This window comes from Butyrivibrio sp. VCB2001, from assembly GCF_000423965.1.
Lineage (GTDB): Bacteria > Bacillota > Clostridia > Lachnospirales > Lachnospiraceae > Butyrivibrio.
Window position 1 is genome coordinate 26647 of sequence record NZ_AUIZ01000011.1, and the last position, 26607, is coordinate 53253.

Here is a 26607-nt window from a genome sequence, read left to right on the forward strand (position 1 = left end):
AATCCTCCGATTTAATATCTCCTCTTGCGAATATAATCCTCCGCCACGGACTGATCGTAAACCTTCTCATCTGTGATGATCCTGAAGGGCATCTGCTTACCGCTGCAAAGGTCCCTTATGGCCTTCATGAGCTGTGGTCCGATTATCGGGTTACACTCAACAGCGCAGCTGAGCTCTCCTCTGACCATAGCTTCAAAAGCCTCCGTGGTGGCATCCACTGAGATTATTTTAACATCTTCATCGGGTTTTATTCCATGGGCCTTAAGCTCCTCGATTGCGCCAAGGGCCATGTCGTCATTCTGGGAAAAGATAATGTCGATGTCCCACTCGTTTTTCTCAAGGTATTCTCTTATTACCTTTTTCCCACCGTCAAAAGTGAAATCGCCATAGGCGGAATATGATATTTCATATCCGGGGTTCTCTTCAAGGATTTCCCTAAAGCCCGCATCTCTCTCCTCTGTGGGAGATGCACCGACATTGCCCATGATCTCCATGATCTTCATGTCGCCGCCCGTGCTGTCCACATTGTCTCTGATCCAGCGCATGGCTCTGCGACCTTCCTCTACAAAGTCCGCCCCCAGATACGTCGTTGTCAGGTTCTCTTCCCTGTTCTCCACAAGGACATTTCTATCTGACATTATAACGGGAATGCCTGCTGCCTTGGCTTCTCTAAGGACCTCATCCCAGCCGGTCTCAACAACAGGAGATACTACTATAACATCAACACCCTCTTTTATAAAGGACCTTATTGCTTCAAACTGTTTCTCCTGAGACTGGTCAGCAATCTCCATGTGCAGATCAATGTTAAAGGCCTTAGCCGATTCCTCAATGGATTTGGTGTTGGCAAGACGCCAGTTACTCTCCTGTCCTACCTGAGAGTAGCCGACTTTTAGCTTTCTGCCGTCATCTGATGTATCGGCATTTATGCGGTTTACGTTCTCTTCCACGTTGCTCTTGTCAATGATATTGCTGCGAAGTATCACCTGCTTGGGAACTCCGCTCTCATTGTTTAAGATTGAAAGGGCATAGTCAATGGCTTCCTTACCTCCGATAGGGCAGGAAACGGTAGCCATAAGCCTTCCCTGAGACACCAGATCGATGCCTTCATCTGCTCCCTTAAAGCCGTCGCAGTCAACGATCATGACCTTATTTTCGAGTCCCAGAGCCTTAAGTGCATCGCAGGCTCCAAGTGCCATTGAGTCACTGTAAGCAAATATTATATCAGAATTCTCAACAATGTTTTTGGCTGTTACTACGATATCATAGGCAGCATCTTTGGACTCTGCTGCCAGGTATACTTCATGAAGTGTGATACCGGGCGCGTTCTCAATAGCGCCTTTGAATCCCGATAGTCTCTCAGTTCCCTGAACTGACGCAGGATTTCCCTGAAGCACAACTACATCTCCGCCTTTTTCGCCCAGGAGATCTATGATATAAGATCCGGCCTGCTGCCCAATAACTTCATTGTCAGGTCCGATATAAAGAGTGTAGTCAAAGCCCTCTACCGATCTGTCCATGACAATTACAGGTATTCCGCTGTCATATACCTCTTTTATCTTCTCTCCCATGATCTTCTCATCACAGGGAGAAATTATTAGAAGATCCATTCCATAGCCAATGAGATTGTCGATATCCTGCACCTGTTTGGCAGCGCTTCCTGTGGCATCGGTAGTTACGATCTGGATATCCTCATACTTCTCAGTCTCTTCCCTGAGCTCATTTATAAGAGCAACTCTCCACTCTTCTCTCATGTTAGCCTGAGATACACCTATAATTGATGCAACGCCTTTTTGGCTACCACTGTCCCCTAAGGGAATCATGTGGCAGCCTCCTATGGTAAGCGCAGTGAGCACCATCACAGCCAGTGCACTTAATATATGCCATTTTTCTTTTAACATCTTCATCAGATTACACCGGTCTCCTCTTCAAAAAAAGGTATGTATATGGATATGCGTGTGCCGATATCCTGAGTACTCTCAACCTCTACGCTGTAGTTATCCCTGTATCTTTGCTGGAGTCTCTCTTTTACGTAAAAAAGACCAAAGCTCTGGTTGTCATCCACCTTCACATCGTCTGTGCGCTCGCCGGTCTTTAAAAGGTCCCTAAGGGAATCTCTGGTATTTTCATCCATTCCCTTTCCGTCGTCCTCAACACTCATGCAGATCCTGTCTTCGATTCGATGCACAGAAATATTGATGTGTCCCGTTCCCCTCTTAAGCTTAATGCCGTGGTAGATGGCATTCTCAACAAGAGGCTGAAGGATCAGCTTTGGCACTTGCCTCTGCATACAGTCCTCGTCCGCATCTATTTCGAATAAGAGCTTGTCTTCATATCTGGTTTTTTGTACATAGAGATAGCTGGAAATATAATTGATCTCTTCTCTGATGGTGATATAGTCCTTGCCGTGGCTAAGGCTTATCCTGAATACATTGGTCAGGGCATCTACGAGACTGACAATGTCTTTTGCCCCGTGTTCTCTGGCCATCCAGTTGATGGTGTCCAGCGTATTATATAGAAAGTGAGGCTTGAACTGTTCCTGAACTATCTTCAGTTCAGCCTTCCTCTTAAGATCTTCTTCATGTCTTACTCTGTCCAAAAGCTCGCGGATCCTCACGATCATGTGGTTAAAGCTCATGCCAAGGTCCGCGATCTCATCGCGAGAGTTACTTTCAAACCTTAGGGACAGATTTCCTTCTTCCGTCTGCATCATAAGGTTCCTAAGGTGCTTGATGGGTCTTGTGATATTGTCTGAAACCCTGATTGAAAGATATTGAACCAGTAAAAGAGTTGCAACCAGAATGACAGCAAAAACGCCTATCATCCTGTTGTAATCGCCCATAAGCTCGTCGTAGGAGGTGACAGAAACGGTCTTCCATCCTGTCTTTTCAGATTCCTTGTACCTGATAAGGTACCTTCCTCCATCTATGTCGACGGTCATGGTCTCATCTTCGTCGGTGAGCCACTCGGGCCTGATCCTGTATACTACCTGATTTATGGGAGTATAGACCATGTGGTCCTCTTCATCCAGCACGAAAACAAATCCCTCGCCGCCTTGCTGGGATTCTCTGATGGCTGAGGAAATGATGCTGTGCCCTATATCCATAAGAAGCACGCCTCTAGGCTCACCTGTTTCCTTGTCCTTAACGGCCTTTACAATGGAAAAGACATCGTCCACCGAGTAACCTACGTCCGTAGTGATGTTTCTTCCTGTGACCGTACTTATCTTGTGACTCTTATCAGGGTCTGATAAAGCCACCTTGTACCAGTTCTCCTTTTGAAAAGAGTCCCTGGATATTCTGGTGATACCGGTGCTGATATATCTGTCATTGGAATCAGCATAGAGCATACCGGCTATCTCGTCGTATCTGCCCATGATGTTCTGCATTGATCTGCTTACGATCATTGCTTCTTGATCCCAGTCATCTCCAAGGTCCGCCGCTGCGATCTCATCTGATACCGTAAGGACCAGCTTGTCCAGATCCTCCATATAGGTATCAAGAGTCTGACTGACCTGTATTACCGTCTGAGATGTGCGCTGGGTCACATTTTTCCTGGCTTCCCGGATTGAGAATAAAACTCCCACGATTCCCAGCAAAACAAAAGGGATGAGGGCAATGAATATCTGCGACAGGATCAGTTTAGTACGTATCTTGGTTATTCCTGATCCTGTTTGCAACTTATTCATTACTCTCATCCTCATTAAGCAAAGTTTATTTATGCTGCTGCCAGCTCTTTTCCCTTCATGGCTTCAGCTCTTACAGCTATAATTCTCTGAACCACAATAAAGAAGCAAAGAAGACCTGCAATAGTAACCTTTGTCCACCAAGTATTGAGATTCTCATAAGTGACAATTGTCTGGATAATACCCTGGATCATCGCGCCAACGGCTGTTCCGAATACTGAGCCGACACCTCCCGTAAGAAGTGTTCCGCCGATAACCGCTGATGAGATGGCATCCAGTTCCATTCCCATGTTCTGCAAACCATATCCTGCCAGTGTGTAAAAGCTAAATACAACACCTGCAAGGGATGCGCAGAAACTGCTTATAATATACGCCCCAATCTTGGTTCTTGCAACATTGAGTCCCATAAGTTCTGCGGACTGCTCACTCCCTCCGATGGCGTAAACTGCTCTTCCGAAAGGTGTCCTTTTAAGTACATAAAGACCTATAAGAAGAACTGCTACAAAGATAAGAACGTAATAGTAAATCTTTCCGTTCAGGGCCTTGGAATCACCTAGCTTAATCTGAATTCTTCCAAGTGCCATAAACTTAAAGAAAGGATCTGTGATCGGTATAGATGCCTCACTGATTACTACGCAAAGTCCTCTCATAAGGAACTGTCCTGCCAGCGTAACGATAAAGGGCTGGAGTCTGAAGTAGTGGATAAGACTTCCCTGAACAGCGCCAACAATGATACCGATAAGTAGTGCTACGGGAATGACCACATAAGACGGGATTCCCTTCTGCAGGCTGTAAGCCATGAACACTCCGGTAAAGGCAATGGTTGATGAGATTGAAATATCAATACCACCGGTAATAAGTACAAATGTAATTCCAATTCCTGCGATCATCAGATACGCATTGTCATTGAACAGATTGAGGAACGTTGACAATGAGAAGAAATGATCGTATCTGACCGATCCGAAGATAAACATGATCAGGAAAAGAACTATGGTCATGGTAAGTGATATATTTTTGATTCGCAGCTTTTCTTTCATAGTGCAACTGCCTCCTTCTTCTTACTTTCAAGATTCTTCTTGGCAAAGAGCAGTTTGAACTTACCTGACTGTGAAAGGCAGATAACTATGATCAAAAGAGCTTTCAAAACCCTGATATATGCTGCCGGAACACCAAGTGCCAGAACTGTTGTAGTGATACTCTGAACGATAAGCGCTCCGATCACACTTGCAAATATTGAAAATCTTCCGCCCATGAGGTTGGTTCCACCGATTGCTACTGCAAGGATGGCATCAAGCTCGATGTTAAGACCTGCGTTGTTACAGTCAGCGCCTTTGATTCCCGCACTCTCGATAAGTCCTGCCACAGAAGCAAATGCTCCTGAAATGGTGTAGATTGCAAGAAGGTATCTGTTTACCTTGATTCCTGCAAACTTTGAAGCCAGTGAGTTGCAGCCGATGGACTCAAGGAACAGTCCGAAGGATGTTCTGTGAACAAACAAGAGCAGGATTCCAACCAGGAAAAGAACTATGTACAGCGGGAAAGGAAGTCCTAAAATATAGCCGCCGTTGATGAAATAATACGCATCAGAATTGATGGTGATGATCTTTCCGCTGGTGATGAGCTGAGCTATTCCTCTTCCGGCTACAAGAAGTATCATAGTTGCGACAATGGGCTGGATCTTTATCTGTGCTACCAAAAATCCGTTCCAAAGTCCGCAGATGATTCCTGCACATACGGCAAGCAGTATCGCTGCTGCTACGTTTCCGCCAAGTCCCGGAAGAAGATTTCCTCTTATGATACTACAGGCAATGGCTCCGCTTATGGCCATAACCGAGCCAACGGAGATATCCGTTCCGCCTGTTGCAAGAACCATGGTCATACCTGCAGCCAGGATCATGAGCTTTCCGCCGTTTCTGAAGATATCAATGATTCTTCCGTAGAAGTGTCCGTCAACTATTGATATGGAGAGGAATTCTCCCCTTGTCATTATCGTGTTGAACAATATGATAGTCAGGAAAATGATCACAGGCCAGAACGCCTGATTCTGCGTTATTTTATACTGCTTATTTTTCATTACTTTTCTCCTCCTGCCATGATCTGCATCACAGCTGTCTCTGAGATGTTATCCCCTACTACTTCTCCTGCTTTCTCCATGTCTTTTAATACAACAATCCTTCTGCAACATCTGAGTTCCTCGTCGAGTTCTGATGATATGAAGAGTACAGCCATCCCCTGAGCTGCAAGATCTATTACTATCTTCTGGATCTCAGCCTTTGTACCGATATCGATACCTCTTGTGGGCTCATCCAGCATAAGAAGCTGCGGATTTGTGGCAAGCCATCTTGCCAGGATCACCTTCTGCTGATTTCCTCCGGAGAGGTTTTTTATCAGCTGATCTGCATCCGGTGTCTTTATCTCAAGTTTTTCTATGTACTCGTCGGCGATTTTCTGAGCCTCTTTCTTGGATATCTTTTTAAAGAGTCCCTTCTTTGCCTGAAGAGCAAGTGCCATATTGTCCCTGATGGAAAGGTCCCCGATAATTCCTTCCGTCTTTCTGTTTTCAGGGCAAAATGCAAGGTCTTTTCTTATGGCATCTATTGGATGCTTTAGGTGTACCTTTTCCCCATTGATATACAGTTCACCGCTGTTTACCTGATCTATTCCAAACAGTACTCTTGCTGTCTCCGATCTTCCTGAACCAAGAAGTCCCGAAAGACCAAGTACCTCTCCCTTTGAAATTGAGAGGTCCATTCCGGATATGCTTCCCTGGTGTGATACACCTTTCATGGAGATCAGCTCATCGCCTGTTCTAGTTCCCTCTTTTTCTGCCTGACCTTCCTTAAGAGACTGATTAAGGACTGCATAGTCCTTACCGATCATTTTTGATACCAGCTCCATTCTCGGAAGCTCAGATGTCTTGTATGTACCTACATAAGTGCCGTTTCTAAGGACTGTGATCCTGTCTGTAACCTCATATACCTGATCAAGGAAATGAGTTACAAATATGATTCCCATACCTTCTGCTTTAAGCCTTCTCATGATCTCAAAGAGCTTATCTACTTCTACCTTGGACAAAGAACTAGTGGGCTCGTCCAGTATAAGTACCTTAGCCTGTATGTCACTGGCTCTTGCTATGGCAACCATCTGCTGAATGGCTACGGAATAGTTATCGAGCCTCTTGCTTACATCTAGGTGCAGATCAAATTTCTTTAGTAGCTCTTTTGCATCTCTGCTCATAGCTGCCCAGTCGATTGCTCCCATCTTTGTCTTAGGAGCTCTTCCGATATAGATATTTTCTGCAACAGACAGGTTGGGGCAAAGATTTACTTCCTGGTAAACCGTTGATATTCCCACCTGCTGAGCTTCATTTGTAGATTTGGGATGGATCTTTTTTCCCTCAAGTAAAACCTCTCCCTCATCTCTCTCCTCAACACCCGTAAGTACTTTTATAAGTGTGGATTTTCCTGCACCGTTCTCGCCCAGAAGAGCATGGATTTCTCCGGCCTCAAGTTCGAACTGTACATTATTTAAGGCAATTACCGCTTTACCAAAGGTCTTGGATATGCCTTCCATTGTTAAGAGTTTTGTCTGACCGCTCACCCTTCTCCTCCTTTAAAAAATCCGCTCCGGAGTGTATCGGAGCGGATTATTCTTACTAACTCTTTACTGATCAATAAGCTCTTGAATCGATAACGTCCGCAGCAATATCTGATGTGAATACGCCGTCAACTGACTTAACCCACTTCTCAACAGTCTCGCCGTTCTTAAGCTTAGCAGCTGTCTCAAAGAAAAGTGGTCCAAGGAGAGGATTGCACTCTACTGTGCAGTTAGCCTCGCCTGCTACCATAGCCTCGAAGATTCCCTTAACACCGTCAACAGATACTGTTACGATATCTTCTCCGGGCTTAAGGCCTGCTTCTTTGATAGCTTCGATTGCGCCAAGTGCCATGTCATCATTGTGTGCATATACGCCAACGATATCAGGATTTGACTTAAGGAATGACTCCATAACTTCCTTACCCTGTGCTCTTGTGAAGTCACCTGTCTGTGATGCTACGATCTCGATATCAGGATAGTTAGCAGCGATCTCTTCATCGAAACCTGTCTTTCTGTCTGTTGCAGCAGAAGCACCAACTGTTCCCTCAAGCTCTACGATCTTACCCTTTCCACCGATGAGCTCAGCCATCTGCTTAGCAGCTTCCTTGCCCTCTTCGATGAAGTCTGAACCGATGAATGTAGCATAAAGGCTCTCATCTACATCAGCTGTTCTGTCAAGAAGAATGATAGGGATTCCTGCATCCTGTGCCTCAGCAAATACCTGATCCCAACCGGTCTCAACAACAGGTGCAAGTCCGATAACGTCTACGTCCTGCTCGATGAAGCTCTTGATAGCCTTGATCTGGTTCTCCTGCTTCTGCTGAGCGTCAGCAAACTTGAGTTCAACTGTATCTGTATGCTCTGCAGCATATGTCTGAATAGACATTGTCTCAGCATCTCTCCAGCCTGACTCCTGTCCGATCTGTGCAAAGCCAACTACGAGCTTCTCGCTTCCTGCATCATCTGTAGCAGGAGCATCTGCCTTAGGTGTCTCAGCCTCTTCTACTGTTGTAGCAGGAGCTGTTGTAGCTGCAGTCTCAGGAGCAGCGCTTCCACAGCCTGCGATTGTTGCAGCAACCATGGCTGCACACAGAATCGAACTAACTAATCTTTTCTTCATATTATCCTCCTTATTTGGCCCTTTCCTTATAGGCCCTTTCGTTGTTTACAATACTGATTCTAGCTAAGGAGTAAGGAAAAGTATTTAGACTGATTTGTCCGAAGTTTATACTTTTTTAACTTATTGCCGCTCAGCTAATTATTCCTCAGAGTGCAGAACAGCTCAGCCCCGCAGCTTACAGTAATCGGTTGCTATATCGAACCTTGTGCATCCAGAAATCTGGCTGCATACAAGCCTTTTACATGTCACAAGGCTTCAAACACCCCGCCCTACCATAAAAATCATCCAGAAATCAAGTTGTATGCAAGTCTTTTACATGTCACAAGGCTTCAAACTACCCTTCCTGCCATAAAATGCATCCAGAAATCAGGTTGTATGCAAGTCTTTTACATGTCATAAGGCCTCAAACTACCCTTCCTGCCACAAACTCAGCTAGTCCCAGCCTGAAATCTGTGGCAGACTGTAAAATATCAGCTTCGGGACATGATAAAAGCTTGCACAAGGGACTACCCCTTCCTAGAATCTGTGGCAGATCAGAAAATATCGTCTTCGGGACATGATAAAAGCTTGAATAAGGGGCTACTCCTATCCGAAATCTGTGGCAAATCAGAAGATATCGTCTCCGGGACATGATAAAAGCTTGCATAAGGAGCTACTCCTATCCGAAATCTGTGGCAGATCAGAAAATATCGGCTTCGGGACATGATAAAAGCTTGCATAAAGAGCTACTCCTATCCGAAATCTGTGGCAAATCAGAAGATATCGTCTCCGGGACATGATAAAAGCTTGCATAAGGGGCTACTCCCACCAGAAATCTGTGGCAATATCGTACTTCATCGTCCCCGGGACATGAGTTCTGCATGCTCAAGGCGCTATTCCAACATGCCTGCCCCGCTTAGTGACCTTTATGCACAAAAAAAGAAGGATGCAGCGGACAGTACGCTGAGCGCCGCTTTTTGGCGCTCGGGCAGCCGTTGCATCCTTCTTTATTTGTGCTACAATACACGATCTGCGGGGCAGAAATGTTGTAGCCGCTTCGCTTACTTATTCTCTTTTATTGATTGCCTGTACTCTACAGGGCTAATTCCCAGTTTCTTCTTGAATACCAGGCTGAAGTACTGCTGTGATGTATAGCCTACGCTCTCGGCAACTTCGTAGATCTTCATTTCCTCATCATGCAGCAGAATGCTTGCCTTCCGCATCCTTAAGTTTGTGAGATAGTCGACGAAGGTACAGCCTGCTTCCTTCCTGAAGATGCGGCTGAGGTACGGAACGGAAAGTCCAACCTTATCTGCTGCCTCCTGGAGAGAGAACTCCTCTCTTGAATAACTCTCCTGCATCAGCTCAAGTACTGATTCCATGATGGAGGAATATCCGGTGTTCTCTGAAGCTCTTGAGAGTGCTTCCTGATAGGTGCCGGCAATTGTTCCAAGGCCTGAGCCAAGAGCAGTCTCAATTACGCATTTTACAGGAAGTATTCCTGAAATATAGCTGATGTACTCATCAGCCTTCTCTGCCAAAAGACTCTCATCCATGCGAGAAGTTATGAGCACGAGATTTCCGGATTCGTCTCTGCATCTGCTCTCAAGAGCAAGAGAAGCAAACATCTCAAGCGCAATGTTCTCCGATACAAAGTACAAAAGATCATCGTTCCAGTCTCCGTTTAGTTCCTCTGTAGGTCTTGTGTCCATCCTGACAAGAATCATTGAGTAGCTCTCAGGAATCCTGAGATTCAGATAATTGCACTCCTGGGTTATCTCATCTTCCGAGAGTCTTCCGTCAATTATCTTTTTGACAAGTTCGGCAACGAGCAGTTCTCTGCTCTCGTTCATCTTGTCTCTTGCCCACTCAAGGTATTTCTTTTCCATCTCTTCGCCGCTGCGCTTGCTGAGAGCCTCACGGATTCTTCCGATAAGTTCATCGAAAGGATCCTCCATCAGAGGCTTAAGTACATAGTCAAATACTCCAAGGCCCACGGCCTTTCTTGCGTATTCAAAGAGATCGTACCCGGTTATTATTACAACAAGTGCCTGAGGATAGAGCTTTTTAAGCTCCTTAATGAAATCCAGTCCGTTGAGGAAGGGCATGTTGATGTCCACAAAGAATACATCAATAACTGTTGATTTGGACTTCTCAAGAGCCATCTCACCGTCTTCCGCTTCGGCCACAACTTCAAAGTCATCATAGGCCTTGAGAAAACTGATGATTCCTCTTCTTATCATAGGTTCATCATCTGCAACAAGAGTTCTGTATTTCATATAACACCCCCGGAAACGTTTTCATGCCCATATATCATAACTTTTTAGGGCAGGCGAAACAAGTATCTTAAAACCATTTAAGTATCTTTTTTACTAGACAAAAGGCGCACTTTTTCCAAAAAGTTTCAACCGATTTGTATTCTATCAAAGCGTTGAAAGGGTGTATTTATAAAATCCAAGCCAAAGTTTATATATTTTTGCACTTAAAAAAATGGCGCAAAAATACCGCTCTCCAAAGCCATGGAAAGCGGCATTAAATCCGAATCATCTGATATAAACAAAAGTTGTCTTTCTGAAAGATTGTATCACTCTTATAAGTCCTGAGTAGAATATACCAAAGCAGTACATATAAACTGCGGTATTTACTCTTCTGGCAAGGACGATACAACCGATTGCAATCGACATGTTAAAGATTCCATGGAAGAGCTTGAGTCTCCAGCCCCTTCCGCCGCTGGCTCTTGCCTCCCTTGATCTTAGTATCTCGACAAGTCCCGAGAACAGGTGGAGTACTGCAAGATAGATGATCACATAAAATCTGGGAACATCCGTGATCGAGCCTGTAAGAATCGCAAAGTCAAACAGCACAACGCCTCTGTACAGTATCATTCTGCCGCCCACCATGTATTTGGCCATGGTGAAGTAGTACCCAAGTGTTGCGATGCTCGTAACAAAAAAGCCCAGTGCCATAAAGACAATCACGCTCTCGTATGCATCCTTTGGTTTATAAGCCATGACAACTGCTGCCACCATCATGGCTATCCCGAATAATGAATTTCGGATTTTCTGTAGTTTCGTCATCCCGATTTCCTCAGATTAAGTTCTTTTGGAAGTACAAATCCAGCGTGATTTATGCCGGCCTTTGATATCTCATCCGTCACCATTCCCTTTTGCAACATAGCTCCCTCAATGAATTTGCCAATAAAGGACTTGTTCTTGGAATCGGCGGGAATCAGGTCGTATTCATCCTCATATTTTGTGATATCAAAGTCCTCAATGTTCTCGCCTGAGAGCTCCTCTCCGAAGCTCTTCCAATCAGCACAGGCATTTAGCTGCCTCTTTCTGATTATGCTTCTGATCCTGTCACCATACTTCTCCATCACGGAGGTGTCATAAGTATCTTTGTTAAAAGACTCCACTTCGCCCCTTAAGTACTTAAGAGCATATACCATCTGAGTAAAGGCCTTCTCGTAGTCCGAAGGGTTGTCCTTCAAAACTTCCATGTAATCTCCCCAGGCAGGCATATATTTGTATTTGGCAAAAGAGTAATCGGGGAAATGTCCGGCTCTTCCATGCCCTAAGTTCATGATGGAATTTTCGTTTGACTGATAAAGACTGTTTGTATAAAGGCCCTTTTCAATGTCATCGGGAGCCGAAGGATTATGCCTGAACCTGATAGGCCTTGCTATCTCCTCACCGTCTTTTTCTATGATCTCAAAAAATGAATTATCTACATTGTTGATGACAAGTGAAGGAGTCCCGGCAAAGTACATGTGTGCCCAGGTATCGGCAAGTACATGCATTGCAATACCTGCATGCTGAAGAGGCTTATCTTTCGCAAGCCTGACGGTCTTTTCCAAAAGATCGCCGTTTGGTCCGCAGATAAGCCTGAATTTATTCAAGTATCTCTTTGTGCGCTTTGGTTTATAAGCATAAAGATCTCTTGGAAGGAAGTGGAAGGATGCCCAGATTCTGGTAATGTCCTGAAGGCCTATGATATCAGTCCTTGCATCCATCATCTCCAGCTGAAGCTGGGTTGTGGCTGCCTTGGTGGGCGCTTTTATCTTGGATAAAAAGGTAGTTGAACAAAGATCAACAAATTGGGCGCAGTAACAGATGTCAAGGCTCTCCTCATGGGAGTACCCTGCCAGATACGCCGCGCAATATGTTCCATAGTAATGAAAATCTTCCTGCATGGTGCTGATTCTCCCTGTTATACCCCCTGTTCATGCATAAGGCTATCAAGGTGTTTTCTATACTCCGAAGAATTCATGTTAATACCGGGATTATAGGTCTCATAGATACTTCTTACTCCAACACTCTCATCCCAGTCGCATTTTTTTCTTACTCTTTCAAGACTGTTTCTTACTCTTCTGATTCCCTCTTTTATCTCCGGTTCTGATGCATTTTCCAAAAGCACACAGAAGGTCACTCCGTCAATCCTGCCAATCTTGCAGTTTTCTCCGAAAGCGTCCATGATCATATCGGCAAATACCATAATGGCGCCGTCGCCTTCCTCATGACCGCAGCTTTCGTTGATCTTTCTGAAGTTGTCGATATCCAGCAAAACAGCCGTAAAATTTCCATCTCCGGATGCGCTGCTCTTCATCATCTTCTCAAGCCTTATATCAAATCCTCGCCTGTTTAAGACTCCGGTCAGGTTATCCATGTTGACATCATTACTCTGAAAACTGATAAACAGTATCAGACAAGCCAATGAACCTGCGGTGTATGTGGTATTTATTCCATTATACAGAATCTGAGCAATTGTACCGATCAGAGCAAATACCGGCAGAACATACAGCGTTCTTCTGTAATCATTAAGTACATTTTTCCTGAAGGCAACCAGATAAACCGTAACCAGAAGCATGAACAGAGCAAGCACAACAGCCCTTGCCATAAAGAGTTTCCCTCTGAAATAATTACTTCTTTCAAAATAGAAGAACCACTTAAGGCCAAGAACCTGGTCTGCCAGCACAAGTGCTATGTTTAAAGTAGCAAATATCTGAAAAACCACTTTGAATATCTTGCGTGCATTCTTATTCTTTTCATCCATCCAGCAGTCTATATAGATGACTGAAAACAGGATGATAAGAGGATCCAGCAGAAACATTACAAGGTTGCCGAAAAAGGCCATGAGAATAAATGAGCCTCCTCTGTTCTCACCAATCCTTGCAAATGTATCGGCAACGACAAGCACAATAGTGGTAATGATAATGTACGTAAACATTCTGCTTGTCTTAACTCTGCTGCCTCTACTCTGGAATGCAAGAATCATAACCAATATAAAGAGTGTTAGGAAATTATTGACCTGCCAACCTTCAATTATCATAGTATTTTGTCCCTCTAAAACAGATTTGCAAAACTATTAAACTTCTTCTACGTAATTGACATATTCCTCATCGCTGAGCATGTTTAAGATCTCATGGTGCGATCTCTTTTTATCCAGATCCAGATCAAGGATCAGGCCTGTATCGGAGGACTGAAGGGTCTTTTCCTTACTCTTGGTCATGCTAAGAATTGTAAAGCCCTGATCCGAAAGCATCTTCATGAGCTTATTTACACCGCGGCTTTTGTTGACCTCGATGTAGATGTTCATGTACTTGCTGTAGCCTTCCACCTTGTTGGAGAGCTGCTTTAGAAGGATATTTGAAAAGGCAACCATCAAAAGACATACACAGCCGATTTCCAGATATCCGGCACCTATAGCCATTCCCATACAGGAGGTAACCCAGAGTGTAGCTGCTGTAGATAATCCCTTTATCTGCTTTCTGCCGGTAACCAGTATTGTGCCGGCTCCCAAAAATCCAATTCCGCTTACCACACCGGCAGGAATCCTGCTGACGTCGGCATTTAGTCCGGGTAGCATGGCAAGATAAATGTTGAGTGCCGTAGCTGAAGCTGATCCAAGACTTACCAGCGCATGGGTCTTAATGCCAGCACTGTGGTGCTTTATTATCCTCTCCCAGCCTACAATGCCCCCGAATACAGTGGCTACCACCAGCCTTATACCAACAGCTATACTGCTGCTTCCCTGCAAATAATCAATAATAGTAGCTAAAGACATATATTACCCCTTTATAGCGCATATAATGTATTATCCTCAAAACCAAGACATACAGTATCACCGACATTGTATATCTTCTTGTTCTTTGGATTGTATTCCTGGATCTTAACAAAGCTCTCGCCGACTTTGATGCGATAATCCTGATATGCACCCATAAAACATGAGTAATCAACAATGCCCTTAATGGCTCCTGTATCTGAAAGAACAGCTCCTTCAGGGCGAAGAACCACATCGCAGTCTGCGCCGGTCTGAAGGCTTCCTGTCGCACACTTTACAGTCGATCCGTCGATCTCAACCATATCCTGACCTGTCACCTTGGCTTTTAGGAAGTTACACTCGCCGATAAAGTCAGCAACAAATTTGCTGTTTGGATAGTAGTAAGCTTCCTGCGGAGTTGCCACCTGCTCTACCACGCCCTTGTTCATAATGATAACTTTATCCGAAATAGCCATGGCCTCTGACTGGTCATGAGTTACATAAACGGCTGTAATTCCGGCTTCCTGCTGGATACGTCTGATCTCAGTTCTCATGGATACTCTGAGCTTGGCATCAAGGTTTGATAAAGGCTCATCGAACAAAAGAACTCCGGGCTCAATTACCAGTGCTCTTGCAAGAGCAACTCTCTGCTGCTGTCCACCTGAGAGCTGGTTTGTCATACGGTTTTCCATACCCTCAAGTCCAACCAGTGAAAGGATATCCGTAACCTTCTTCTTGATGGTCTCTGAATCCATCTTGCGAAGCTTAAGTCCGTAAGCTACGTTGTCAAAAATGTTGTAGTGAGGAAGAAGCGCATAGCTCTGGAAAACCATGGCTGTATCACGCTTATTGGGAGTAAGAGCATTGATTGGCTCTCCGCCAAGGTATATCTCTCCCTCATCAGGAGACTCAAAGCCCGCTATCATTCTAAGTGTGGTCGTCTTGCCACAACCTGATGGTCCAAGCAGTGTAACAAAGCTGCCCGGCTCAATCTCAAGGTTCTGATCTTTAACTGCGTAAAAATCTTTTCCTGTCTTTGGATCTTTATATATCTTTGAAATATGTTCAAGGCGTACGCCCTTTTTCTCTTTTGCCATTTTATCCACCTATCTCGCATCTTCATGCGGCTTTAATCTGTGTTAAGTGTCAGTCTTCTAAATTTACCTTACGGCTGGTTCCGAAGTACTTCATGAAAATATTCATGAGAAGAACCGCTGTGTAGGTAATAAGGATCAGGATAGTTGCAAATGCACAGGCTATTCCATAAGCACCCTTCTCTGCAAACTCATTGATCTGAACAGTGATGAGCAGATAAGAAGGTGTAACCAGAAGGATGATAGCACTGATGGCTGTTATGCTTCTTACGAAGGAGGTAACAAAGCCGCTGAGGAAACTGTCCTTAATGAGGGGGAGCGTTACCGTCATGAATACCTTGAAGCTGTCCGCACCCATGTCATAAGCTGATTCCTCAATGCTCTTATCAATCTGGCGAAGAGCTGAAATTCCGCTTCTGGTACCTGTCGGAAGACTTCGTACTACGAATACGATAACCAGTATCGCACCTGTTCCGTAGAGTCCCTGAAGGAATCCGCTGCCAAACAATCCGCCCGAAAAGCCTCTGATATATCCGATACCGAGAACCGTTCCGGGAACTGCCATAGCCAGCATAGACACCGCCTCAATAAAGCCCTTGGCCTTAAACTTTCTCTTTACCACAAGGTATGAGATTATCATAGACAAAAGAGCTGTTATAGGCGCTGAAATAAGTGACAGAATGAAGCTGTCCTTAAATGCCTTAAAGCCTTTGTACTTGCTAAATACCTGACCGAACCACTTGAAGGTCAGATGGAAATCATATCCCCAGGTCCTGAACATCGCACCGAAGGGAACACAGATGTACATGATGATTACGAATATCGCAAGGGCTGAGCACATGATGGTAAGAGGAATAGTAACACTCTTATCGGTGATCAGCATACGCTCTCTTGATGCCTTACCTGAAAGTGTCGCAGTGCTCTTTGCCTCAAGGTAATACTTCTGAACCACGAACATCATGAGTGTAATAGCCAGAAGAACTACCGCCATGGCAGCTGCACCCTGTTTATCATAAGCACCTGTTATCTGCAGGTAGATCGTTGTTGCAAGAGTATCGTATGAACCACCGATGATCATTGGGTTTGCAAAGTCTGCGATAGACTCGATGAAGGTTACAAGGAATGCATTTCCAAGTCCCGGAAGGATAAGAGGAAGTGTAACCGTCATGAATACCTTGAATCTTGAAGCGCCCATATCTCTTGCTGCTTCCTCAAGAGAAGGATCGATATTTTTCAAAAGACCCTTGAGCATCATGTAGCATACGGGGAAAAATGTAAGGGTCTGGACAATTGCAATGCCCCAGAATCCATACACACTGTTGTCATAGATATGTAAAAGAAATCTTGTAATGATACCTGCTTTTCCAAAAAGCATGATCATTGAAAGCGACAAAACAAAGGGAGGTGAAACAACAGGAAGCATTGATACTACCTTAAAGAGTCCCTCCATGAATTTTGTACGAAGCTTAACATAGACCTCAACATAGGCAAACAAAAGACCTATGAGAGCTGATGCAATTCCAACCAAAAAACCAACTTTAAGAGTATTGGTGATAGCGCGCCTGAAATTGGGAAGCGCCATTACTCTCTTAAATGTATCAAGCGTAAGTCCATTGTCCGAAACGAAACTGTCTACCAGAAGTATTGCCAGCGGATACAGGATGAATATTGTAAGAAATACCACCAGGAGCACAATGGTCGTCACCATGATCGGGTCGGCCAAAAGCTTTTTCCTGTCAAGGCTGGCACTCTGACTCTTTGCCATTTGAAAATCCTCCTCACATCAACTTAAAAAGAGAAGGGCGGATGGATAAGCATCCGCCCTGTAATATCCCCGATATAGAAATCACTCTGTCTGGAAACGATCATCTGCTGCGCTTCCGAGTGCATTCATAACTTCCTCAATGTAAGTTGTTGTGTTCTGCTTAGCATCTTCGAAGTCATAATCCATAACGTTCTCGGGATCAAGGCCAAACTCTGTAGCGATCTCAGGCTGCTTAGCGTTGTCGATAACCAGGAACTGATATGAACCGTTCTGTGCTGCAAGCTCTACACAATCAGGGCTGAGTGCATACTCGATCCAAAGCTTAGCTGCGTTTGGATGCTGGCATCCCTTGAAGATAGCTGTTGCACCAACCTCGTAGGATGTTCCTGTTGAAGGAATGATGAGGCCGATGTTGCCATATCCGTTGTCAACGATCTGTGTGATACCGTCATGAAGGAATCCGATACCAACAACACACTCACCTGTACCAACGTTCTTAGAAGGGCCTGAACCTGACTTTGTGTAAACTTCGATGTTCTTATCAAGGTCTACAAGGTACTGGATACCTTCGTCATGACCATACTTCTGGATCATTGTGTTGATAACAAGCTTAGCTGTTCCGGCTGTGTTGTAGTTTGAAAGCCAAACGAGACCTTTGTACTTCTCATCAAGAAGGTCCTTCCAATCTGCAGGCTCTTCGATACCCATTCTTGCAAGCTCGTCTTTATTTACCATGAATCCGAGGATTCCCTTGTAGATACCGTACCAGTATCCATCAGCATCGCGATACTTATCTGAAAGAAGGTGGCTGGCATTCTGCGCATCGTATGCTTCAAGGAGTCCTTCTGAAGCTGCTACGTTGTAAGGATCTGTTGTTCCGCCGAACCATACATCACCTGAAGGATTTCCGTTCTCTTCTTCGATCTTACTCTGAACCTCACCTGTTGAAAGGCGCTGATACTGAACCTTGATTCCATAGAGTTTCTCAAAGTTCTCACAAGCTGCTGCAAGATACTCTTCTTCGCAGGAACCGTAAACAATGAGTTCTCCATCTGCCTTGGCAGCCTCGATGAGTGCGTCCATTCCTGAACTTTCAGCCTCTGCTGCAGGTGCTTCTGCTGCAGGTGCCTCTGTTGCTGCGGGTGTCTCAGTAGCTGCAGGAGCCGAAGATTCAGCCTCTCCGCAGCCGATCAGGCCAAGAGTCATAAGCCCCGCCAATACCAATGCTAATCTTTTTTTCATAATTCTTCTCCTTTCCATTTCGGATTACTTGATATATTAATTATACACGCTATTTGTCAGATAACAAAACCAATTGATCATCTGTTGTCGGAAAATACCTCATTATTCCAGAATTTATTCTGAAGTTCATTCTTTGTTACCATAGGCGACAGATAATCTCCTATAAGGTAATTTGCCTTAACGTCCTTTATCCTGTTGTACAGTTCCTTACTGTCTATACCGCTAAGGATAACGCGCTTTCCGAGCTGGCTTACCATAGCTGCCCTGTTGCGAAGTATTGCATCCGCCTGATTCTCATCTGCGGTTTCGAAATGTCTTTTAACATCGATATTGATACCGTCAAACTTATCAATAGTTGCCACATCAAGTCCAAGAAATACCGATTCATGATTAAGAAGAATGAACTCTATTCCGATCTTGTTAAACTCATCCATTATGAATCCAAGCACATCCTGTGCCTGTGTTGCGATCGTGTCATTTACACTGAATCTGAGCATAGCCGGATCCACTTCATATTTATTGATAAGAAAACGCACTTTGTCCACCAGTTCCTGAGTAAGAACCTGAACCGACATTATGTGTATGCAGAATATCTTTATATTTGTTTCCGATTTGGTGACACCGGTATTGATAAACTGACAGACAGCCTCTATCATCCTGACTTCCAGCTCATCGATAACTCCGGCGTTCTCTGCCACGACTGCATACTCCGAGAATCTGATCCTTCCCATATTGGGGTCATTCAGTGTCAAAAGAGCTTCTGCAGAAAATATACCCATAGTCTCTTTTTTGTATACAGGATGATACATTACTCTGAAGGCGTTGCCTGCCATACCTTTTATTATCGCCTTTTCTACGTCAATGCTTCTGAGCATGAAGTCAAGGCCTTTTCCTCTGAAAACCATCTTATCGTCATCATCAATTTTGGTCTCTGAGAGTCTTAAAATATCATCGGCATCGTTAAACTCATCGGGAGATTTTACACAGATGATCTTGGCTTTAACGTTCGTAGCTGCGCCGTTAACCTCAAAGCTCTGGCCAAATCGCTTAACTATACTGTCAATAATAATATCAATCGCATCTTCATCTGCATCTGTACATATCAGATAAAAAATACCGCCGGTAGTCCTGTATACATCATACTCGTAGTTTATTCCTTTAAGAAAATCAGCGACCTTAGTCAGAATGATGTCATATCCTTCATAGCCCATTACTCGTCTATACAGATCGGCATTTACTATTCGAACACAGATTGCATAGAACTCTTTTCCTACGTTGATACTGCCCTTTAAATCCTGAAGGAGCGAGGCTCTGTTAAATGCTCTGGTCTTATAGTCAAGCCTGTAGTCATCCTTCTCTATCATGATCATAACGCCCATCAGTCCCAGAGATTCAGCCAGCATCTCACAGATGATCTCAGGGAATATCATCTGTATGAAAACGCCCAGCACAGCAAGTCCCAGGAAATAGAACATGGCGATCTTCTGCAGGTGATTCATTGTATTCCAGTACTTGCCAAGAAGATAGAAACAGAATGCCAGATATACCGCGCTGATAATGTAAGCGAGATAAACGCCGCCTCCTCTGACAAAGTTCTTTTCAACATCATTATTTATAATAAAGCCTGTGAATGGATTGGTTATTACCGCAAGTTCAAGCAAAAGACACGGTGCAAGAAATATGATCTGTTTCAGTTTGCTTTTATATCTGTGTAGGACATCGCAAACCAGTATGATATAGAGCGCAAATATAGGAACAAAGGCAAAATGCGTCCCGTAATATGTGAGCTTGTTAAAGTAAACGACTATGTATTTTGTACTTTGGGGGAGATTGCTGTCCAGAACCAGCGTATTGATGATACCTGTGATGCAGTCATAGAGGGTGATCACAAGGGCAGCAAGAAATAAACGGCTGCGGAGCCTTCTTGTGTTCTCTCTTTTCATCACAGCCGTGTAGAATATACATGTTATGCAGATTATAGCCGCAGCAGTCCTAAAGGATAGCGCTCCAATAGGATTTAGATCACCCATGTATTACTTCCTCGCCTTAAAGAATGCATCCAGAGTTGAAAGAAGTTTATCCTTAGATATAGTCTTAAGCAGATAATCAGCCGGTTTTAATGCGATAACGTTTGTAACGCTCTCCTTGTCGTTCTTGCCGGTAAGGAACATTACCGGTGTAGAGCTTGAAAAAGACTCACTCTTTAACATCTCAAGAACCTTAGGGCCGTCGAGAACAGGCATATCGTAATCAAGAAGCACAAGGTCAGCCTTGTTGGTTGCAAGCCATGCAACAGCCTGTGTTCCTGAGTTTGCCATACCGACTCTGTAAGTATCTTTTAGCCACTCTCTTATCATCTGAAGGAAGGTGAGATCATCGTCAACTATGAGAATACTCTTTCTTCTCTGGAACTCGTATTCATCATCTGTGACAATCTGCGCCTTTTGAACCAGGTCAGCCATATCAAGAGGTCTTTCTATCTCGTAGGCAACATCCTCTTTGGGAATATACTGATGAACAAAGTCAAAGGCATCCTTATTTCCTATGACCATCATGACTATGTTATCTTCCATGCTCAAATCCTTAAGATAGACCATGGCATCACGATGCTCCTCGAGCTCGTTATCCGTATAAAGAAGGATCAGATTGGCTTCCTTTGCCTTTGCGCTCAGATCAGCAAGGGAGTAAGCTGCTTCATCCACTATGAATTTGGCAGCATCCAATGCGTTCTTTATGGCGTTTACCAGGAATGTCTGTTCATTTCTTACGAGTAATATCTTTTTATTAAACATAGCTTACTCCTCCAATCCGGCAAGTCCTTCCGATGCCAGCTTCACTATCTCATCCCACTGAAGTTTGTAGGCCATTTCTCCGATACTTCTTGTGATCTTCCTGTCCGCATCGGAGAGTCTGTAGCTTCTTAATGAATCGAGAATAAAGGTAAGTGTGTCATAATCAAGGCTCTTGCTTACTTCTATAATGCTCTGATATGCGTCTTTAAGCTGTGCTGCGCTTATATCAACCTTATCCTCTATATCTGCACTCTCATCTTCCTTATCAATTCCCGGAACTTCTGAGAGGGAATGAATAACTATTGCATACAGGTTCATCAGTTCATCCTGATGATCCCTTATAGTTTCTATATCGCCCGCATTACCTGCATCTTCAAGCTTTTTAGCCAGATTGCTGAGCTCCATCGCACCAATGGTTCTGCTGGTGCTCTTTAAGGAATGAACATAGCTGGTATAGTCTTTCCAGTTCTCATCCTCATAGGCATTTACCAGGTTTGATTCCGTCATCTGTGCTGATTCGTAATATACCTTGATAATGCTGAAGTAGCTGTCTACTCCGCCGCAGTTCCTAAGTCCTTCACCAACATCTATCTCTTCAAGCGCTTTAAGCCACTGAGGATATTCTTCCGTATCCTTGCTGCTGCCTTGAGTCTTGGTAGCTACATTCTCCTCTGTCTGCAGTAAAACCTTATCCTTTGGCAGATATCTTATAAGTGTATCTTCAAGCCTGTCACTCTCTATCGGCTTACTTAAATAATCATCAAAGCCTTCCCTTAAGAAGTTCTCTCTGGCGCCTGAAATAGCATTGGCTGTAAGAACGATGATCGGAGTGTCCTTGTTGGGACTTGCCGTATCCTTCTTGATCTCATCCAGAGTCTCAATGCCATCCATTCCGGGCATTCTGTAATCCAAAAAGATGATGTCGTATTTCTTTTCGTGCTGCTTCTTTAAGCACTCATCTCCGCTTCTTGCAGACTCTACTTTTGCCTTGGTGTTCTTCAAAAGCTCCCTGATCACCACGTGATTCATCGGTGTATCATCAACTACCAGGATCTCTGCTTCAGGTGCAGTGAGCTTAGCTTTATACTTCTTTCTCTCCTTAACGGATTCCTGAAGTTTGGTCTTAAAGTCTCCTATAGGCGTATCATCCACAACCCTCTGCGGTAGGGACATTGTGAAGGTTGAGCCCTTTCCGTATTCACTCTCAACGGAGATATTTCCGCCCATGAGATCAAGAAGAGAGCTGGTGATTGCAAGTCCAAGTCCGCTTCCTTCCACCGTCTTGTTCTTGTCTATATCAAGTCTCTTAAACTTCTCAAAGAGTCTTTCTTTGTCCTCTTCCTTGATACCTACGCCGGTATCCGTGACATCTATCTTAAGGGTTATCAGATCCTCATATTCCCTGTAGCCTGTGATCCTTAAGGTTACTTTACCCTCTGAAGTATATTTGACTGCGTTGTTAAGGATGTTGACCATTATCTGTCTAAGACGCATCTCATCGCCATGCATTCTCTCAGGCAGCTGGTCATCAATATCAAACTCGAGCTTCAGCGCCTTTTGGGATGCCTTGATATGAACCATGTTGTAGACGTCGTTCAGTACTGATGAGAAGTCATAATCCGACTCGTTGATTTCCATGCTTCCCGCCTCGATCTTGGAGAAGTCCAGGATATCATTTATCAGTGACAAAAGAGTTCTTCCCGCGCCTTCAATGTTCTGGGCATACTCAAGTATCTTTTCATCCTTGCACTCACGAAGAATAACCTCATTCATGCCGAGCACGGCATTGATAGGGGTTCTGATCTCATGTGACATGTTTGCAAGGAAATTACTCTTGGCTTCGTTGGCAGCTCTTGCCCTTCTCTCCTCCATCCTTGCAAGCTCAGTGGCACGAAGGATTGCGATAAACTCGTTTTTACTTACCGCCTCGGAGAAATATGTTCCCTTCAGATAGTCAGCCTTGATGTGTGCAATAGTATCAAGGAGTTCCTGGCTGTCAACATTATCAATAACGACGCGCTTTAGCATCTGATTCATCATCTTGAGTCTGTTCTCAAGGATGATCTTGTTCTGCATCTGCTTGCCTGCCACATGCAAAAGAGCCGCATCCATTTTTACACCTTCAAACATCAGAGATGAAGCCGACTGCATGTTAAAGAAGCCGGTTCCGTACTCGTCCATAAAGAATCGGATTCCGTCTTTTGCAAGATCAGACATAACAACGCCCAAAACATCCTGATCCGTTGCAGCTGCTGATTCCGTGATGTCAAAGACAATCTGCGACGGTCTGACTCCAAACTTTGAAAGGGCTTCTCTGACTCTTTTACTGAAGTCTGATTTAATGAGCTGAATAGATGAGAGGCCGATCTCAATAAACAAAAGTCCCATCTCTTCTGCAATACCACCGCCCAGGAAATAAAAAGCTTCATCGATGGTAAACCATCCAAGCTTTTCGATAAGTCCTGTCTGCTCCGCTATCGGAATGAACTCCTCAGGCTCAATCTTTCCAAGCTCGGGATCTTCAAAAACAACAACCGCCTGAGCAGCACAGATAGCCAGATCTTCCTTGGTGTATATGGGTTCAAAGTAAACCTTGAAGGCATCCGTTCCAATGCCTCTTTTTACTGCTTTCTCTACTTCTGCTCTTCTTAGGATGAAGTCCAGATCGTGTCCGCTTAAAACTCTGTCATTGTCTGCATCTATTGAGGTATCACTGAGGAAATAGAGATTATCCAAAGACGCAAACTGATCGGGTGATGATGCCATGAGAATGTAAGCTTTTAAGAATAAGGTGTTATCTCCCAAAGACCAGCCCTTGCTAAATCTTGCAAAAATCTTTTCTGCAGCCTCTTTTGCATCGCTGCCGTCAATATCCGGACACACAACCATAAAGCAGTCCGAAGCTGCCCTGTAAATGTCAAAGCTGTTGTTTATACTGCGGATAAAATTGACAATCTCCCTCAGTATCTTCTCAAACTCTTCATAGCCTGTTATCTTGCGATACGAATCGGCGTTGACCATTCTTATACAGATACTATAGAAGCTACGTCCGTATTTAAAGTAGCTTGCGACATCCCTGGTCATTGCATTTCTGTTGAAGGCACCTGTGGGCATATCCATTCTGTCATCGTCGTTTTCCAGAACTATCATGATACCCATAAGACCTATGGCTTCGCACATGAGCTCGCACTGGATATTGCTGAGTATCATCTGTATCAGGGTTCCGACTATGACTATGGCAAAGAAATACAAAAGGGCTATCTTCTTCATACCGTTTAGGATATTCCAGTACAGGAAGAGTGCTACTATCGCAAAGAGAACATAGAAACCGGCCTGAATGTATGCAACATACACTCCGGTATGTCTGTGGAATGTCAGGTTATCGTCAAAAATATAGACAAAACGTGTAAGAGGATTGGTCAGAACAAGAATTTCAAGAATATAAAAAGGCAGCGCAAGGCAAAACTGAGCGCTTTTTGAGAACCTATACGAAACATTGCAGACCAGGATTATGTATAGGGCAAATATCGGAGCAATTGCAAAATGGGTAAAGAAATACAGAAATTGAAGCACATTAAGAAGCAGGAGCTTACCGGCATGGGAAATACCTCCGGCAACAACCAGGTCAGCTCCGATAACTGTTATTGAATCAACGATAACAATTACTATTAACGTAATAAACAGTCTATTCTTAAACCTGCGGTTTCTGCCCATCAAAAGAGTATAGAAAAGACAGGTCAGTGAAATGACAATAGCCGCAAGGTTAAAGGTAAAACTGCCGATACCTCTAACATCTACCATACAAAATCCTCAAGGCATCCAAAAGATCTTTTCCCTTATGCAGGAATCAGGTCACGATACCATCTAAGTGCCCCGAGATATGCAGTATAAACATCGTTCATATCAATGTCTTCAAGAACAAGAATCCTGGATATTTCAGTCCAGTCCGCATCCTCATAGCATTTAATAAAATCCAGTACCTTGGCAAAGTCGCCCTTATCTTCAAGGAGTGCTTCTCTTACATTCTTAGAAACCTGAACCATATCGAGTGCTTCAGGCATAGTCTTTTCAAGCATGATATCAAGAGCGGAGAACAGTCCCATGATGAACAGCTCGGGAGCATGCATTGCCATCTCAAATTCGCTTGCAAGGTTCTCTGCAAACTTAGCTCTTATCATTACAAGTCTTATGATCTCTGTAGGCTTATCTGCACACAGCTCCTTGGTAACGGCTGTGTTTATCCATCTCTTTAGTTCTTTCTGTCCCAGCATTGCTGCTGCATGACGAATGGAAGTGATCTCCGAATTAAAGGCCATTCTGTTGACCATTTCCAAAAGAGAGATTACAAGAGCCGGGTCTTTTCCGATGACATCCGCAGCGTCGGTAAGATCATAGTCAGGGGCGTTGACGACATTTAAAAGTTCAATGTAGTTGACCTTCAACGGGTTAACTTCTGTCTCTGACTTTGTGACCGGCATTCTAAAGAAACCTCCCTCGTAGAGGTCGTAGCCGCCGTCTTCTACCAGCTTGTCATACTGCTCTTTTGTATCTACGTTGACAGCACAGAGTTTGATGTTTGGATACTGTCTGCCAAAGTATATCTTAGCTTTTGAAATATCTATCTTGGCATGATCAAGGAGGATATAATTGCACTGGCTGATTATCTCCTTGTAATCTTCAAAACTGCTGATGGGAATCTTTCGGATGGCGAGCTTGTAGCCCTGTTCCTTGAGCTCTTTTACCCTCTTAATGTACTCTGCCTCAGGCGGAATAGAGTTGTCCATAAGAAGAACAACCTTCTCGGGTGGAACTGTGCATTGAAGGGAAATTTCCGCGAATACGGAGAACTGATTTATTGGGACAAAGACTTCCTTTCCGCCGGAAAGAGTTGCAACGCCCATGTTGCTTACAACTTCAAGTTCGGGAACCGTTCCGGCTCCGTCAAATCTTGCTCCGGCCATGAAAGAGGGGTTTAAAAAGAGATTGGTCTTGCGAGCAAAGACAGAATATGCACTCACAGACATCTGATTATCAAAAAGAGGTATCAACGTAGCAAGCATAAAGTTCTCCTTTCAGCCATTTAAAGACAAACTCCCACTTACTTATATTGTACCTCTAAAAAATGTTTAAACCAATAATAATTTTATAAAATTCCGTAAATGACGAGCCAAGCAAATCGCAATAAAAAAGGAGATTCTATGCTTGCATATGAATCTCTTTTTTTATTGCGATTTATTCGGCGACAAGACGAAACGAGGAAACGCTTGCGTTTTCGAGTCTTGGCTCGTCTACATGTT

General features: G+C 44.1%; 18 protein-coding genes. All 18 read right to left on the bottom strand.

Annotation, left to right across the window (positions count from 1 at the left end):
• Positions 1-11: 11 nt before the first annotated feature.
• The 18 genes from G589_RS21880 to G589_RS0110660 all read right to left on the bottom strand — a co-directional run bounded on the left by G589_RS21880 (position 12) and on the right by G589_RS0110660 (position 26370).
• Positions 12-1904: a substrate-binding domain-containing protein gene (locus G589_RS21880; RefSeq protein WP_051192321.1), complete on the bottom strand. Its 1893-nt coding sequence runs from the start codon at positions 1902-1904 to the stop codon at positions 12-14.
• A complete protein-coding gene (locus G589_RS0110580) occupies positions 1904-3685 on the bottom strand; it encodes a cache domain-containing sensor histidine kinase (RefSeq protein ID WP_026522120.1) in 1782 nt (593 codons plus the stop codon). Before G589_RS0110580 ends, G589_RS21880 begins: the two co-directional genes overlap by 1 nt.
• 29 nt (positions 3686-3714) lie before the next feature.
• On the bottom strand, positions 3715-4719 hold the full coding sequence (yjfF, locus tag G589_RS0110585; RefSeq protein ID WP_026522121.1) for a galactofuranose ABC transporter, permease protein YjfF: 1005 nt from the start codon (positions 4717-4719) through the stop codon (positions 3715-3717).
• Positions 4716-5756: an ABC transporter permease gene (locus tag G589_RS0110590; protein ID WP_022768444.1), complete on the bottom strand. Its 1041-nt coding sequence runs from the start codon at positions 5754-5756 to the stop codon at positions 4716-4718. Before G589_RS0110590 ends, yjfF begins: the two co-directional genes overlap by 4 nt.
• Entirely contained in the window at positions 5756-7255 is a 1500-nt protein-coding gene (locus G589_RS0110595) for a sugar ABC transporter ATP-binding protein (protein WP_035775903.1), read from the bottom strand. Before G589_RS0110595 ends, G589_RS0110590 begins: the two co-directional genes overlap by 1 nt.
• A gap of 97 nt (positions 7256-7352) precedes the next feature.
• Entirely contained in the window at positions 7353-8399 is a 1047-nt protein-coding gene (locus tag G589_RS0110600) for an ABC transporter substrate-binding protein (RefSeq protein WP_022768442.1), read from the bottom strand.
• A gap of 1040 nt (positions 8400-9439) precedes the next feature.
• The gene (locus G589_RS0110605) at positions 9440-10657 is read right to left on the bottom strand and encodes a response regulator transcription factor (protein ID WP_026522123.1); all 1218 of its coding nucleotides are present in this window, start codon (positions 10655-10657) and stop codon (positions 9440-9442) included.
• Between the two features lie 264 nt (positions 10658-10921).
• The gene (locus tag G589_RS0110610) at positions 10922-11455 is read right to left on the bottom strand and encodes a DUF308 domain-containing protein (RefSeq protein ID WP_022768440.1); all 534 of its coding nucleotides are present in this window, start codon (positions 11453-11455) and stop codon (positions 10922-10924) included.
• Positions 11452-12570: a DUF6765 family protein gene (locus G589_RS0110615; RefSeq protein ID WP_026522124.1), complete on the bottom strand. Its 1119-nt coding sequence runs from the start codon at positions 12568-12570 to the stop codon at positions 11452-11454. Before G589_RS0110615 ends, G589_RS0110610 begins: the two co-directional genes overlap by 4 nt.
• Before the next feature lie 17 nt (positions 12571-12587).
• Positions 12588-13706: a GGDEF domain-containing protein gene (locus G589_RS0110620; protein ID WP_026522125.1), complete on the bottom strand. Its 1119-nt coding sequence runs from the start codon at positions 13704-13706 to the stop codon at positions 12588-12590.
• 36 nt (positions 13707-13742) lie between these two features.
• Positions 13743-14441 (bottom strand): MgtC/SapB family protein, encoded by a 699-nt coding sequence (locus G589_RS0110625; protein WP_035775891.1) that lies wholly within the window; start codon positions 14439-14441, stop codon positions 13743-13745.
• Between the two features lie 11 nt (positions 14442-14452).
• Complete coding sequence (locus tag G589_RS0110630) at positions 14453-15514, bottom strand: ABC transporter ATP-binding protein (RefSeq protein WP_026522127.1); 1062 nt, start codon at positions 15512-15514, stop codon at positions 14453-14455.
• 49 nt (positions 15515-15563) lie between these two features.
• A complete protein-coding gene (locus tag G589_RS0110635; RefSeq protein ID WP_026519525.1) occupies positions 15564-17276 on the bottom strand; it encodes an ABC transporter permease in 1713 nt (570 codons plus the stop codon).
• 81 nt (positions 17277-17357) lie between these two features.
• Positions 17358-18518: an ABC transporter substrate-binding protein gene (locus G589_RS0110640; protein WP_026522128.1), complete on the bottom strand. Its 1161-nt coding sequence runs from the start codon at positions 18516-18518 to the stop codon at positions 17358-17360.
• A 77-nt stretch (positions 18519-18595) separates the two neighbouring features.
• Positions 18596-20548: an EAL domain-containing protein gene (locus G589_RS0110645; protein WP_026522129.1), complete on the bottom strand. Its 1953-nt coding sequence runs from the start codon at positions 20546-20548 to the stop codon at positions 18596-18598.
• Positions 20549-20551: 3 nt separating this feature from the next.
• Entirely contained in the window at positions 20552-21310 is a 759-nt protein-coding gene (locus tag G589_RS0110650; protein ID WP_026522130.1) for a response regulator, read from the bottom strand.
• Positions 21311-21313: 3 nt separating this feature from the next.
• Positions 21314-25111, bottom strand: a complete 3798-nt coding sequence (locus G589_RS21175; RefSeq protein ID WP_051192322.1) for an EAL domain-containing protein — start codon at positions 25109-25111, stop codon at positions 21314-21316.
• Between the two features lie 35 nt (positions 25112-25146).
• Positions 25147-26370, bottom strand: a complete 1224-nt coding sequence (locus G589_RS0110660; protein WP_022768430.1) for an EAL and HDOD domain-containing protein — start codon at positions 26368-26370, stop codon at positions 25147-25149.
• Between the last annotated feature and the right edge of the window lie 237 nt (positions 26371-26607).